Genomic DNA, 13,433 nt, shown 5'->3' on the forward strand with positions numbered 1-13,433 from the left:
CCCGTTAACAAAGTGCCCGATTGACCCGATTCGCACAACATGTCGCAGGCGGTCTTCGGGACACGCGGTGAAGCGATCACTCCGCGGCGATCTGGATCACGGGTTCCATGCTGGCCAGTTCGTCTGCCGAAAGGTGGCACTTGATCCGGTGCCCCTCGGCCAGCGTCACCATCGGTGGCACCTCTGTTTCGCACTTGTCGCCGGTCACGCGCGGCTTCCAGCGGCAGCGGGTCTGGAACGGGCAGCCCGGCGGCGGGTTCATGGCCGAGGGGATGTCGCCCTCCAGCACGATCCGCTTTTTCGTCACATGGGTGTCGGCGATCGGTACGGCCGACAAGAGCGCCTCGGTATAAGGGTGATAGGGGGGCGCGAAGACCTGATCGGTGGCGCCGATTTCCACCACATGACCCAGATACATCACCATCACCCGGTCGGACAGGTAGCGCACGATGGACAGGTCGTGCGAGATGAACAGAAGCGTCGTCTTCTCCTCGCGCTGGATGTCCATCAACAGGTCGGTCACCGCGGCCTGCACGCTGACATCGAGGGCCGAGACCGGTTCGTCGGCCACCACGATCCGCGCGCCCCCGGCAAAGGCCCGGGCGATGCCCACGCGCTGCTTTTGCCCGCCTGACAGTTGCCGGGGCATCCGTCCGGCGAATTCGCGGGGCAGTTTTACAAGGTCGAGCAGTTCCAGCATCCGCGTTCGGCGCTCGGCCTCATTGTTGCCGACGCCGAAGATTTCAAGCGCCCGCATGATCTGGGTGCCCACGGTCATCGACGGGTTCAGCGTGTCGAACGGGTTCTGGAACACCATCTGCACATCGGCCACGGTTTTGGCCCCGCGCTTCTGAATGGGGATGTCCTGAATCTCCCGGTTGTCGAGCAGGATCTTCCCGTCCGTCGCGGTTTCCAGCCCCATCAGCACCTTGGCAAAGGTCGACTTTCCACAACCGGATTCACCGACGATGGCCAGCGTCTCAGACTCGCGCGCCTCGAAACTCAGCGTCTCGTTCGCCTTGACGACCCGTTTGCCGCCCGAGCCGAAGAGCGCATTGGCCGCGACCTCGTAATACTTCTTCAGGTCGTCCATCTTCAGAACAACCTTGCCGGCCTGTGCCTTGGCGGCCTTCTGCGGGGGGGCGGGCGGAGAGGCCCAGTCGATTTCCTGAAACCGCAGGCATCGGGTTTCGTGCCGGTCGTCGCCGGGCACCTCGGTCATGAAGATATGCTGCGCGTCGCAGCGCCCGGCCTGAAAATACTCGCATCGGGGTCCGAAATTGCATCCCGTGGGCCGTTCATGGGGCAAGGGGAAGTTGCCCGGGATCGCCACCAACGGCCGTTCGGTCTTGTCCGCGCCGGGCAGTGGGATCGACCGGAACAGCGCCTGTGTATAGGGGTGGCGCATCTTGTCGAAGACGTCATCGATGCTGCCGCGCTCTACCGCTTCGCCGGAATACATCACGCACAGCCGGTCGCAGACTTCCAGCACCAGCCCCAGATTGTGGCTGATGAACAGCATCGAGGTGCCGTATTTCCGGCCCAGATCCTTGACCAGATCGACGATCCCGGCCTCCACCGTCACGTCAAGCGCGGTGGTGGGCTCATCAAGGATCAACAGCGACGGTTTCGACATCAGCGCCATCGCGATCACGATGCGCTGCTGCTGCCCGCCCGAAAGCTGGTGGGGATAGGAATTCAGGATGCGCTTGGGGTCGGGCAGGCGGACGTCCTCGACCAGTTGCAGGGCAAGGTCCGTGGCTTCGGCCTCTGACTTGCCCTCGTGGATCATCGGCACCTCGATCAGCTGCTTGCCGATCTTCATGGCCGGGTTCAGGCTGGCCATCGGTTCCTGATAGATCATCGCGATCTCGGACCCGCGGATATCGCGCAACTCCTCCTGCGTCATCTGTCCAAGATCGCGGCCCTTGAACTTGATGCTGCCACCGACGACGCGCCCGTTGACCCCGAGATCCTGCATCACGCCCAGCGCCACGGTGGACTTGCCGCAGCCGGATTCGCCGACCAGCCCCACGGCCTCCCCCGGCTGAACGGTGACCGAGAAATCCATCACCGCGGGGATTTCCCGCATCCGCGTGAAAAAGCTGATCGACAGTCGGTCGATTTCGAGGATCGGGCCGTCAAAATCCCATTTGGTCATGGCGTCAATCCTTCAAACTCTCTTCCCTCAGCCCGTCGGCTAGCAGGTTCAGCCCAAGCACAAGGCTCATGATCGCGACGGCGGGGACCAGCGGCGGGAAGGGGAAGAATTGCAACAGGCCCCGGCCGGCATTGATCGAGGTGCCCCAGTCCGGGCTTTCGGGCGGCAAGCCGAGGCCGAAGAAGCCTAGCGTGCCCAGAAGGATCGTCGTGTAGCCGATCCGAAGGCAGAAATCGACAAGCAGCGGCCCGCGCGCATTGGGCAGGATCTCCCACAGCATGATGTACCACGGCCCCTCACCCCGGGTTTGCGCGGCGGCCACGTAGTCGCGGGTGCGGATATCCAGCGTCAGGCCCCGCACGATGCGAAAGACGGTCGGCGAATTGACGAAGACGACAGAGACGAACACGATCAGCACGCCCCCAGGGATCGAGACCAGCCCAAACGGATCGGCATCCCAGGCAAGACCCAGATAAAGCCATCCGCCGATCAGCACCGTCAGCCCGACGAACAGGTTCCGCTTCATCGGGCGCGTGTGAAAGGCAGAGTTCCACAGGATCACGAGGAAGACGATCGGGAACAGGAACAGCACGGCCGCCATATAGGTGGGCACGCCCATCTGGATGATCTCCGGCGTGACCAGCAGGAAGAACAGCAGGATCACCGGAAAGGCCAGAACGAGGTTCGCGATGAAGGACAGGATCGTGTCGAACTTGCCGCCCAGATAGCCCGCGGGCACGCCCAGCACGATGCCGACCATGAACGCAAACAGGGTCGCTGCCGGCGCGATGGTCAGGACCACCCGCGCGCCCGCGACCATGCGCGAGAACACGTCGCGCGCCAGCGCATCGCCCCCCAGCAGGTAATAGGCGTATTGGCCATCCTCCGGGCTGCGCAACGGTGTGCCGGGGGCCTTGTTCTTCATGCCCGATATGACGTCCCGCACCGGGTCGAAGGTGACGACCACGTCGGCAAAAAGGGCGGAGAACACCCAGAACATTACCAGCCCGAAGCCGATCATGCCAATGACGTTGTCAAAGAGATGCCCGTAAAGCCCGAGCCGCCGCTTGAACGCGATGGAGACGGCGAAGGTCACGGCCAGCGCGATCCAGACCGGCAGGAACTGCGTCGCAAGCCGCCCGATGATCCCTTTCGCGTCGGGGGGCAGCAGGACGCCACCGACGATATAGGACAGAAGGATGGCGATGACCGCGGCCAGCGACAGCCCCATGGCAAGGCGGGTGAAGCGCGTGGCGCTGCTTGATTTCAGCGCGACGCCATCCTCGCCGTAGTGCACGCGCTCCTCGCTGGTGAGGATCGCGACGAGGATATTGGCCAGAACCGACACCCCCAGGGCGACCGCGGCAACTACGATCGCAGGGTTCAGCCAGGGGCCCAGCGCGCCGGTCCATGTCAGGGGTTCCATCACAGACCTCCGTTACGAGACGCGGATGCGCGGATTGAGAAACGCATAGCCGATATCGGAGATCAGCTGCGTGACCAGCACCACAACCACGGCCACCACCGACACCGCCAGCAGCAGGTCGATATCATTGGCCTGCGCGCCCTGCACCAGGGCATCGCCGAAGCCGGGATAGACGAACAGCGCCTCGACGATCACGACCCCGGTCAGAAGCCACGGGAATTGCAGCATGATGACGGTGAAGGGTGCGATCAGCGCGTTGCGCAACGCATGGCGCAGGACGATGGTGCGGAACTTGACCCCCTTCAGCCGCGCTGTGCGGATGTACTGCGCGGTCATCACCTCGGCCATGCTGGCCCGCGTCATCCGCGCGATATAACCCATGCCGTAAAGGGCGATGGTCACAACGGGCAGGGTGAAATTCTCGAATGTCACGCCGTTCACCGCCGACTTGGCCGAGCCGGTGAACCATTTCAGCCCCACCATGGACGAGGCGAAGATCACCACGAAGATCACGCCCGACACATATTCGGGGGTCGAGGTCGAGGCGATGGAAAAGGTCGACAGCGCCCGGTCGGTGGCAGACCCTTCCCGCATGCCCGCCAGCACCCCGATCACCAGCGCAATCGGTACCATGGTGGCAAAGGCCCAGAACATCAGGATGCCGGTGCGCGCCAGCCGTTCGCCGATGACCTCTGACACCGGCACCCGGAACTTGGTCGAATAGCCCCATTGCCCCTGCAACACGCCGCAATAGCGGGGGACCTCCTCGACGCTGGTCGCCCCGGTCAGGCGCACGCAGCGCCCGCCAAGGCCGCGACCGGTTTCGATCACTTTGGCCGGAACGATGCCCAGCCATTCGGCATAGCGGGCCGGGATCGGCTGGCCGTATCCGTTTCGGTCGATCCAGCTTGCGACCTCGGCATCGGTGATGCGCATCCCCGCCTGCGTCTTGGCCAGTTTTTCAAGATTGGGCGGCAGGTTGGTCAGCGCAAAGACGATAAAGGTCATGCACAGCGCCGTCAGAAGCATGACGCCCAGACGCCGAAGTATGAAGATTGCCATCGAGGCCTCTCTCGCTGGCCGCGCGCCGTGGCGGTGCGCAGAATGTCTAGGGCTGGTTCACAACATCCGTGTGTCTGACCCGAGGGCGTTTTGGGACGCCCCCGGGCAGCAGGATGTGCAGGCCTTACGCCCAGCCAAGGTGGTGGACGTTGATCTCGTATTTCGGGTGCATCTCTGCCCCGACAACCCCGTCCTTGTAGTGGCGGTAAAGCGAGCGGAAATAGGGAATGATCGCCACGCCTTCGTCGACCATCATCTGTTCCAGCTTGGCCATGACGGCCTTGCGGGATTCATTGTCGGCAATCGCCGTCGCCTGGTCGAGCAGCGCGTCGAACTCGGCCGAGCGGAAGCCCGTTTCATTCCACGCCGCCGTGGACCGGTAGGCGAGGTTCAAAAGCTGGATTCCGGTTTCCCGGTGGTTCCAGTTGGTCGAGGAGAACGGGTATTTCGTCCAGTCCTGCCAGAAGGTCGATCCCGGCATGATGGTCCGCTTGACCTTGAAGCCCGCGTCGCGCAGTTGCGCGGCCACGGCATCGGTGGTGTTCTTGCGATAGTCGTCGTCGATGGACACAAGCTCATGCTCGTAATCCATCATCCCGGCCTCTTCCATCAGGCGGCGGGCTTCCTCTACATTCTTTTCGTGGGCCGGGATCTCGGCATAGTCGACATGGATGCCCGGCGCGACATGACAGTTGTTGCGCGACTGGATGCCAAGGCCAGAGATGCCGAGTTCGAGTGGCACCGCGTTGTCGACGGCCAGGGCCAACGCCCGGCGCACCCGGACATCGGCATAGGGTTTCATGCCGTCGACCTCGGTCTCCTGGTTCGGCCGGATGACCACGGTGGAGGAGGTGCCGACTTCGCTTTCGACCCAGCCGATTGCGGTGAAGATGCCCACGAACTCTGACACCGTTTCATAGGTCATGTCGAATTCATCGGCATCCGCGCCGGCCAGCCATGCGGAGGGATCGGTGCCGTAGTCGAGGAATTCCACCCGGTCGAGCCAAGCCTCGCCCCAGTATGTGTGGTTCGGGTTCTTCACCAGAACGCATTTCTCGCCGACCTTCAGCTCCTCGATCATGTAGGCGCCGGTGCCGATGCCGTGGTCGGTCAGGGCCTGCCCGATCTTGTCCTTGGGAACGACCGCTGCCGGATAGTCGGCCATGCCGAACATGATCGTCCCGTCCGGGCTGAGCGGTTTCAGCTTGACGGTGTGGCTGTCCACGATCTCCACCGCGCCATCGGCGGCCTGACCGTCCTTGATCAGGGTCGCCATGCGGGACGCCATGGAGTTGCCCTCGACCGATGTGTCGCACCAGCCGATGATATTGGCGGCGACATCCTCTGCGGTGAAGTCGGTGCCATCGTTCCACGTCACGCCCTTGCGGATGTTCATCGTGTATTCCGTGGCGTCGTCATTGGCGCTCCAGCTTTCCAGAAGCATGCCGTGCAGGGTGTTGTCGCGGCCGGTCTCGACCAGATACTCGATCGTGCCGCGGGTCTGGTGCGCCATCTCCGACCAGTCATAGGTGCGCGGGTCCTTCAGTTCACGGCAGCTCATCTGGATGCGCAGGGTGCCGCCCATCTGCGGCTTTGCCTGCGCCCGGGCCGGGGCCTGCAGGCCGATCAGGCCATAGGCGGCGGGAACCGCAACGCCCAGCGCCGTCGCGCGGGCCAGAAACTCCCGGCGGCTGATAAGGCCTTGGCGGTGTTCGTCGGCGTACATTTCTGCCGCCGGGTGGGTCCGCGCGCTGGGACGGGTGGGTCTGGTCATTCGGTCACTCCCTGTTTCGTCTGAAAGCCTGGGTGCCTCTGCCAGAACCGGCCCTGCGCCACATGCGCCCGTCGGATCTGCATCAGCCATCGCTTTCTTACGTCCACTATTCCGCGCGACCGGCGCGGATGAAACTCCGAAGCGTCTTCTGGATCGAAAACGACATTCGCCCTTACCAAAAACGACATTTTGCTGCGTTGCAACCGAAAGCTGGCCCTGATCCGGCACGTTGCCTGCGGCGGTGTGGCCCGCTGCGGGGACGCTCACCTGCCGACCGTCAGCCGCGGCCATTCGCCAAGGCGAGAGCGGAACCACGTGCGCTGCCGCTTCGCATATTGCCGGGTGGCGGTCTTGGCGGCGGCCTTCGCCTCTTTCAGGGTCATTTCGCCCCGCACATGGGCGACCAGTTCCGCCGCCCCTATGGCCCGCGCGGACTGGGCAGCAGGGTTCCAGCGGGGCAGGTTGGCACGAACCTCGGCCAAGGCGCCGGTTTCCACCATACGTTCGAACCGCATATCGATCCGGTCGTTCAGCCAGTCGCGGTCGGCCTCCAGCACAAGCGGCTGGGCATCGGCCAGCGGCAACAACGGTGGCGGCGTCTCGTCCTGCCAACTGGCCAGCCCGCGGCCGGTGGTGCGCTGCACTTCCCACGCGCGCTGGATCCGAACGGGGTTCTGCCGGTCGATCCGGTCCGCCGTTGCGGGGTCGAGATCGGCCAGCATCGGTGCGGGGCCATCGGCGGCCATGCGCTGGTCGGCTTCCGCGCGGACCTCGGGCGGCGTCGGCGGGATTTCGGCCAGACCCTCGGTCAGCGCGGTGAAATAGAGCCCCGTCCCGCCAACGAAGATCAGCCGCGCCCCGCTGTCGAGCAGGGGTTTTACGTCGCGCAACCACTGACCGACCGAATAGTCGCCGTCGAAGGGCACATGGCCGTAAAGACGGTGCGGCACGCAGGCTTCGTCCTCCGGCGTCGGGCGCGCGGTCAGAACCCGCCACCCCGCAAAGACCTGAAGCGCGTCGGCGTTGACGATCGTCCCGCCGGTATGCTCGGCAATCTCCATCGCGATGGCCGATTTCCCGCTGGCCGTCGGACCTGCAAGCAGGACATGGCGCGAGGGGTCGAGCGATGGGATCTTCATCTGCACAAGGTCCCTTTATGGGCGTTGAAACCGGGCTGGTTTTCCGACATTTTGCCGCCAGGGCAAGAGATGTAAATCGGGAATGATCCATATGAGCGAGGGCAGCGCCAATCAACCGCCGGTCGCCTACAAGCGCGTACTGCTGAAAATCTCGGGCGAAGCGCTGATGGGGGACCAGGGCTTCGGCCTGCATCCGCCCACCGTGCAGCGCATCGCCGAAGAGGTGAAAAGCGTCCGCGACCTGGGCGTGCAGATCTGCATGGTGATCGGGGGCGGCAACATCTTTCGCGGCCTTCAGGGCAGCGCACAGGGGATGGAGCGCACGACCGCCGACTATATGGGCATGCTTGCCACGGTGATGAACGCGCTTGCCATGCAGTCGGCGCTGGAGGGCATGGGTGTCTTCTGCCGGGTGATCACGGCGATCCGCATGGACGAGGTGGCCGAACCCTACATCCGGCGCCGCGCCGTGCGTCATCTGGAAAAGAACCGCGTCATCATCTTCGCGGCCGGGACCGGCAACCCCTACTTCACCACCGATACCGCGGCCACGCTGCGCGCCAACGAAATGGCGTGCGAGGCGATCTTCAAGGGCACGAAGGTGGACGGCGTCTATGACAAGGACCCCAAGAAGTTCTCTGATGCCGTCCGGTATCCCGACATCACCTATGACGATGTGCTTCAGAAAAACCTCAAGGTCATGGACGCATCCGCCATCGCTCTGGCCCGGGACAACGACCTTCCGATCATCGTTTTCAGCCTTGATGAGCCGGGCGGCTTCCGCGGCATTCTAGCGGGGCAAGGCACCTATACAATCGTGCACGGTTAGCGTTATAGCAACTAAAGACGCCAATAACGAGAAGAGACAAGACCATGGCGGAAGAAGACGATTTGGAAATCGATCTCGACGATCTCGCACGCAGGATGGACGGCGCGATGGCGGCGCTGAAGCACGAATTCGCGTCGCTTCGCACCGGTCGTGCCTCGGCCAGCATGCTCGACCCGGTGACGGTCGATGCCTATGGTTCCCCCACGCCGATCAACCAGGTCGGGACCGTGAACGTGCCCGAACCGCGGATGGTGACCATCAATGTCTGGGACAAATCGCTGGTTTCCAAGGTCGAAAAGGCGATCATGGAGTCCGGTCTGGGGATCAACCCGCAGACCAACGGCACGATCATCATGCTGCCGATCCCGGAGTTGAACGAGGAGCGACGCAAGGAACTGACCAAGGTCGCCGCGCAATATGCCGAACAGGCCCGCGTCGCCGTGCGCAATGTGCGCCGCGATGGCATGGAACACCTGAAAAAGGCCAAGGCCGCGGGCATGAGCGAAGATGACAACAAGATCTGGCATGACGAAATTCAGGAACTGACCGACACGCACATCGCCGACATCGACAAGGCGCTGGAGCACAAGCAAAAGGAAATCATGCAGGTCTGACGCTGTCGGATCTCATGGGTCGGAAAGGGGGCCGCGTGGCCGCGAAAGACACGAACTTCATGGGACCGACCCATGTTGCCGTCATCATGGACGGCAACGGGAGATGGGCGCAGATGCGCGGCCGGCCCCGCCTGTTCGGCCATCAGGCGGGCGTGCGCCGGGTGCGGGAAATCGTCGAAGCATGCCCCGACCTTGGCATCCGCTACCTGACCGTCTTTGCCTTCTCGACCGAGAACTGGCGCCGCACCCAGGCCGAGGTCAGCGGGTTGATGAACCTCTTCCGCCGCTACATCCAGAAAGAGGCACAGGCCCTGCTGGAAGCCGGCGTTCGCGTGCGTTTCATCGGGGATCGCGACCGGCTGGAGCCGAAGCTTGTCGACATGATGCATGCGCTTGAGGAACTGACCGCGGGCAACGAGCTGCTCAACCTGACCGTGGCGATCAACTATGGCGGCCGGGACGAGGTTGCCCGGGCGACGCAGCGGCTGGCCCGGGAAGTTGCGGCCGGTCGGCTCGACCCCGAGGATGTGGATGCCGAAACGCTGGCCAGCTTTCTCGACACCTGTCTGCTGCCTGACCCCGATCTGGTGATCCGCACCAGCGGCGAGGCGCGGATATCCAACTTCCTCCTCTGGCAGTCGGCCTATGCGGAATATGAATTCTCGCCCGTCCTATGGCCCGATTTTACCGCGGACCACTTTGCCGAGATCGTCTCGAATTTCGGGGCACGGGAAAGACGCTACGGGGCGGTGAAAGCCTGATGGCGTCGTCTGGTTCGTGGAGCGACCTGAAAGCCCGGTTGTGGACCGGGGCGGCCATGGCCGTGGTCGGAATCGTCGCGATTGCCCTTGGCGGGTTCTGGTTCGCAGCACTCGCAGCCGTGGTCAGCGGCGTGATGATCTGGGAACTGACCCGGATGGTCGAACCGGGCGCGGCTGGCGAGCTTGCCAAGGTGCTGGCATGGGCATCCGGTGTAAGCGTCTTCATCGCGTGGCTATTGCCGGTCTATCTGGCCTTGCCTCTGCTGGCTGTTCCGGCGCTTTACGGTGGCCGCCGTGTGGCGGCGGACCGGACGCTGTTCGTTGTTTTCGCGCTGGCGATCCTTGTGGCCGGTTACGGTCTTGCCAGTTTCCGCTCCGAACACGGGATGGTGTGGTTGATCTGGCTGGTGCTGGTGGTGATTGCCACCGATATCGCCGGCTATTTCGCGGGCCGGTTCATCGGTGGGCCGAAATTCTGGCCGCGCGTCAGCCCCAAGAAGACGTGGTCAGGCACGCTGGGTGGCTGGTTCGCCGCGATGCTGATCGGGCTGATCTTCCTGACCTTCACCAATGCGGGCACGGATCTGCCCTGGATTTCCATGCTGCTGTCGCTGGCCAGCCAGATGGGCGACGTTGCCGAAAGCGCGTTGAAACGCCGCGTTGGCGTGAAAGACAGTTCTTCGCTCTTGCCGGGCCATGGCGGATTGTTCGATAGGTTCGACGGTCTTCTGGGCGCCGCGCTGTTCATGCTGCTGGTCGCCCAACTGGTTTATGTGCCCGTAGTGAGGTTCTGACAGCTAATGCGACGGCGGATCACGGTTTTCGGCGCCACCGGCTCGATCGGTGAAAACACCATCGACCTTCTGACCCGGCAGGGTGGGCCCGAGAGCTACGACGTCGTCGCGCTGTCCGGTGGTCGCAATATCGCGCGGCTGGCCGAACAGGCCCGCGACTTGCAGGCCGATCTGGCCGTCACCGCTTATCCGGAATGCTATGACGACCTGAAGGCGGCGCTTGCCGGATCGGGTGTTGAGGCCGCCGCGGGGCCGGAGGCGCTGGTCGAGGCCGCTGATCGTCCGTCCGACTGGATCATGTCGTCCATCGTGGGGGCCGCGGGGCTCGTGCCCGGCATGCGCGCGCTCAAGCATGGCACGACGCTCGCGCTGGCCAACAAGGAAAGCCTCGTCACCGCCGGGCCGCTGTTGCTGGCAACGGCCGAACAGCACAAGACCCGTATCCTGCCCGTGGACAGCGAACATTCCGCCGTATTCCAGGCTCTGGTGGGGGAAGACATCGACGCGGTCGAACGGGTTGTCATCACCGCCTCGGGCGGCGCCTTCCGCGACTGGCCGATCGAGGATCTGGAAAAGGCGACCCCCGAACAGGCGTCATCGCATCCGAACTGGGCGATGGGTCAGCGGATCACGGTCGACAGCGCATCCATGTTCAACAAGGCGCTGGAGCTGATTGAGACCAAGGAATATTTCGGCATCGCGCCCGAAAAGATCGACGCCGTCGTTCACCCGGAATCGATGATCCACGCGCTGGTCGGGTTCCGCGACGGGGCGCTGATGGCGCATCTGGGCGCGCCGGATATGCGCCATGCCATCGGCTATGCGCTGAACTGGCCCGACCGGGCCGATCTTCCGGTTGCCCGCCTCGACCTGGTGGAACTCGGCCAACTGAACTTCCGCGCCGCTTGCGAAACGCGCTGGCCCGCGCTGCGCCTTGCGCGCGAGGTGATGGCGGCGGGCGGTCTTACGGGCGCGGCCTTCAATGCCTCCAAGGAGGCGGCGCTTGACGCATTTCTTGGCCGTCAGATCAAATTTACCCAGATGTCGCAGGTGGTTGAGGCGGTTCTTGAAGCCCTTTCCCGCGACGGTGGCCTCACAAATACCGAAATCAGCCTTGAGAATGTGCTCCATGTGGACCATTTGGCACGGGAAGAGGCCGCCCGTGTGGTCGCAACGCTAGAGCACTAGTCGCAAGAAGGCTGTTTTTTTGGATCTTGTCTCTTTGATTCCGTCTTTCGGGAGCGCGGCATTCACCGTCGCTGCCTTCGTCATCGCCCTGTCGATCATCGTCGCCGTTCATGAATACGGGCACTATATCGTCGGGCGCTGGACCGGCATCCATGCGGAAGTCTTCTCGCTGGGGTTCGGGCCGGTGCTGTTTTCGCGGCAAGACCGGCGCGGGACGCAATGGCAGATCGCCGCCCTTCCGCTGGGTGGTTACGTGCGGTTCCTGGGCGATTCCAACGCGGCCAGCGCCAAGGCCGGGGGCGCGATGGCGCAGATGGATGCCGAAACCCTCCGCCACACCATGCATGGTGCGCCATTGTGGGCGCGGACGCTGACGGTTGCGGCAGGACCGGTCTTCAACTTCATCCTTTCCGTGCTTGTCTTCGGGGTGCTGGCCTTTGCCAGCGGCGTCGCGGTAGAGCCGCCGACCGTGGGCAAGCTTGCCCAGCTTCCGCCGGCCAGCGTCCAGCAGGCCGAACTTCGCGACGGCGATACGATCCTTGCCCTGAACGGGCGGGAGACACCGGATTTCACGGAATTCTACGCTGCCGTCGACGCACTTTCCCCGGAAGAGGACGCCGTTTACCGCGTGCTGAGGGACGGCACCGAGACCGAGGCCGTTGGGCCCTATCCGTTCCCGGCCATCGCGACATCCATTCAGCCGCAATCGGCGGCCCATGATGCCGGGCTGAAGGAAGGCGACGTGGTGACCGCCATCAACGGGCAGCCGATCAACTCCTTCTCGGAGTTGCAGGAGATCATCGGAACGTCGAAAGGCGAACCGGTCGCCCTTTCGGTCTGGCGCGACGGCGAGACGCTGGCATTCGAGATGACGCCGCGCCGGATGGATTTGCCGACCGCCGATGGCGGGTTCGAGACACGCTGGCTGATCGGCATGACCGGTGGTCTGGCGTTCGAACCCGAAACGCGTTTGCCCGGCCCGCTTGAGGCACTGAATTACGGTGTGGACCAGTTGACGATGATCGTGCGCTCCAGCCTGTCGGCGCTGTATCACATGGTCACGGGCGCAATCAGTTCGTGCAACCTGTCCGGGCCGATCGGCATCGCCGAAAGCTCCGGTGCGGCGGCGAGCCAGGGGTTGTCGAGTTTCGTGTGGTTCATCGCCATGCTGTCGGCCGCTGTGGGGCTGCTGAACCTGTTCCCGGTGCCAGTGCTGGATGGCGGCCATCTGGTTTTCTACGCCTACGAAGCCGTCACCGGGCGCCAACCCGGCGAGCGGGTCATGCGTTTCCTGATGACGGCCGGTCTTGCGTTGATTTTGGCGCTGATGGTCTTTGCCCTGTCCAACGATCTGTTTTGCCCCTGATCCACCGTTTCGCCAAACTTCCGACAGGATCGCGGCCTAACCTGTTCGGGTAGCCGACCAGAGGGGAATGCGACCATGACACAGGCGGTTCGAACGATTCAGGACGGGTATCTTGGCCTGAAGCTTTTGCTGGAGGTGAATGGCGACCGAATTCTGGTGCCGTCCGCCATCGGCGCGGCGCTGGTGATCGGGGCACATTTCGCCACGGTTTGACGGGGCTGTCCCCCGCCCGTGGGGCGAAGGCAACGCCCCGGCCCCAAATAACCAAGCCCTTTTGACAATGGCTGCCGTTCCCGCTAGCACCTGCTCAAGGCAGGAC

At 63.6% G+C, this 13,433-nt stretch carries 12 protein-coding genes; 7 read left to right on the forward strand and 5 right to left on the reverse strand.

The genetic code is table 11. The annotated features are described in order from the left end of the window. Positions 1–76: 76 nt before the first annotated feature. The 5 genes from RGUI_RS00185 to miaA form a co-directional block, all read right to left on the reverse strand. Positions 77–2,161 (reverse strand): ABC transporter ATP-binding protein, encoded by a 2,085-nt coding sequence (locus RGUI_RS00185; RefSeq protein ID WP_081531204.1) that lies wholly within the window; start codon positions 2,159–2,161, stop codon positions 77–79. 4 nt (positions 2,162–2,165) lie between these two features. Beyond that, complete coding sequence (locus RGUI_RS00190; RefSeq protein ID WP_081531205.1) at positions 2,166–3,587, reverse strand: ABC transporter permease; 1,422 nt, start codon at positions 3,585–3,587, stop codon at positions 2,166–2,168. Positions 3,588–3,599: 12 nt separating this feature from the next. After that, entirely contained in the window at positions 3,600–4,649 is a 1,050-nt protein-coding gene (locus RGUI_RS00195) for an ABC transporter permease (RefSeq protein WP_081531206.1), read from the reverse strand. Positions 4,650–4,773: 124 nt separating this feature from the next. Next, positions 4,774–6,423 (reverse strand): ABC transporter substrate-binding protein, encoded by a 1,650-nt coding sequence (locus RGUI_RS00200; RefSeq protein WP_081531207.1) that lies wholly within the window; start codon positions 6,421–6,423, stop codon positions 4,774–4,776. Positions 6,424–6,686: 263 nt separating this feature from the next. Next, complete coding sequence (gene miaA, locus RGUI_RS00205; RefSeq protein WP_081531208.1) at positions 6,687–7,562, reverse strand: tRNA (adenosine(37)-N6)-dimethylallyltransferase MiaA; 876 nt, start codon at positions 7,560–7,562, stop codon at positions 6,687–6,689. A 91-nt stretch (positions 7,563–7,653) separates the two neighbouring features. On the opposite strand from miaA, the gene pyrH reads away from it, so the two are divergent. The 7 genes from pyrH (at position 7,654) to RGUI_RS21645 (ending at position 13,327) form a co-directional block, all read left to right on the forward strand. Then, on the forward strand, positions 7,654–8,391 hold the full coding sequence (gene pyrH / locus RGUI_RS00210) for a UMP kinase (protein ID WP_081535896.1): 738 nt from the start codon (positions 7,654–7,656) through the stop codon (positions 8,389–8,391). A gap of 44 nt (positions 8,392–8,435) precedes the next feature. Then, positions 8,436–9,005, forward strand: a complete 570-nt coding sequence (frr, locus tag RGUI_RS00215; protein ID WP_081531209.1) for a ribosome recycling factor — start codon at positions 8,436–8,438, stop codon at positions 9,003–9,005. Between the two features lie 14 nt (positions 9,006–9,019). Further along, complete coding sequence (gene uppS, locus RGUI_RS00220; RefSeq protein WP_081531210.1) at positions 9,020–9,766, forward strand: polyprenyl diphosphate synthase; 747 nt, start codon at positions 9,020–9,022, stop codon at positions 9,764–9,766. Further along, the gene (locus tag RGUI_RS00225; protein WP_081531211.1) at positions 9,766–10,560 is read left to right on the forward strand and encodes a phosphatidate cytidylyltransferase; all 795 of its coding nucleotides are present in this window, start codon (positions 9,766–9,768) and stop codon (positions 10,558–10,560) included. The genes uppS and RGUI_RS00225 overlap by 1 nt, the downstream gene beginning before the upstream one ends. Positions 10,561–10,566: 6 nt before the next feature. Then, entirely contained in the window at positions 10,567–11,748 is a 1,182-nt protein-coding gene (gene dxr, locus RGUI_RS00230) for a 1-deoxy-D-xylulose-5-phosphate reductoisomerase (RefSeq protein WP_081531212.1), read from the forward strand. Positions 11,749–11,767: 19 nt separating this feature from the next. Further along, on the forward strand, positions 11,768–13,114 hold the full coding sequence (gene rseP / locus RGUI_RS00235; RefSeq protein ID WP_081531213.1) for an RIP metalloprotease RseP: 1,347 nt from the start codon (positions 11,768–11,770) through the stop codon (positions 13,112–13,114). Between the two features lie 75 nt (positions 13,115–13,189). Next, positions 13,190–13,327 (forward strand): hypothetical protein, encoded by a 138-nt coding sequence (locus RGUI_RS21645; RefSeq protein ID WP_172841043.1) that lies wholly within the window; start codon positions 13,190–13,192, stop codon positions 13,325–13,327. The last annotated feature ends 106 nt before the right edge of the window (positions 13,328–13,433 follow it).

The sequence above is a fragment of the Rhodovulum sp. P5 genome, assembly GCF_002079305.1.
Taxonomy (GTDB): domain Bacteria; phylum Pseudomonadota; class Alphaproteobacteria; order Rhodobacterales; family Rhodobacteraceae; genus Rhodovulum.

Coding starts and splice junctions, on each gene's coding strand:
- dxr (WP_081531212.1), top strand. CDS start 10,567: ATGCGACGGCGGATCACGGTTTTCGGCGCCACCGGCTCGATCGGTGAA.
- uppS (WP_081531210.1), top strand. CDS start 9,020: ATGGGTCGGAAAGGGGGCCGCGTGGCCGCGAAAGACACGAACTTCATG.
- pyrH (WP_081535896.1), top strand. CDS start 7,654: ATGAGCGAGGGCAGCGCCAATCAACCGCCGGTCGCCTACAAGCGCGTA.
- RGUI_RS00225 (WP_081531211.1), top strand. CDS start 9,766: ATGGCGTCGTCTGGTTCGTGGAGCGACCTGAAAGCCCGGTTGTGGACC.
- RGUI_RS00195 (WP_081531206.1), bottom strand. CDS start 4,649: ATGGCAATCTTCATACTTCGGCGTCTGGGCGTCATGCTTCTGACGGCG.
- RGUI_RS00190 (WP_081531205.1), bottom strand. CDS start 3,587: ATGGAACCCCTGACATGGACCGGCGCGCTGGGCCCCTGGCTGAACCCT.
- RGUI_RS00200 (WP_081531207.1), bottom strand. CDS start 6,423: ATGACCAGACCCACCCGTCCCAGCGCGCGGACCCACCCGGCGGCAGAA.
- frr (WP_081531209.1), top strand. CDS start 8,436: ATGGCGGAAGAAGACGATTTGGAAATCGATCTCGACGATCTCGCACGC.
- miaA (WP_081531208.1), bottom strand. CDS start 7,562: ATGAAGATCCCATCGCTCGACCCCTCGCGCCATGTCCTGCTTGCAGGT.
- RGUI_RS21645 (WP_172841043.1), top strand. CDS start 13,190: ATGACACAGGCGGTTCGAACGATTCAGGACGGGTATCTTGGCCTGAAG.
- RGUI_RS00185 (WP_081531204.1), bottom strand. CDS start 2,161: ATGACCAAATGGGATTTTGACGGCCCGATCCTCGAAATCGACCGACTG.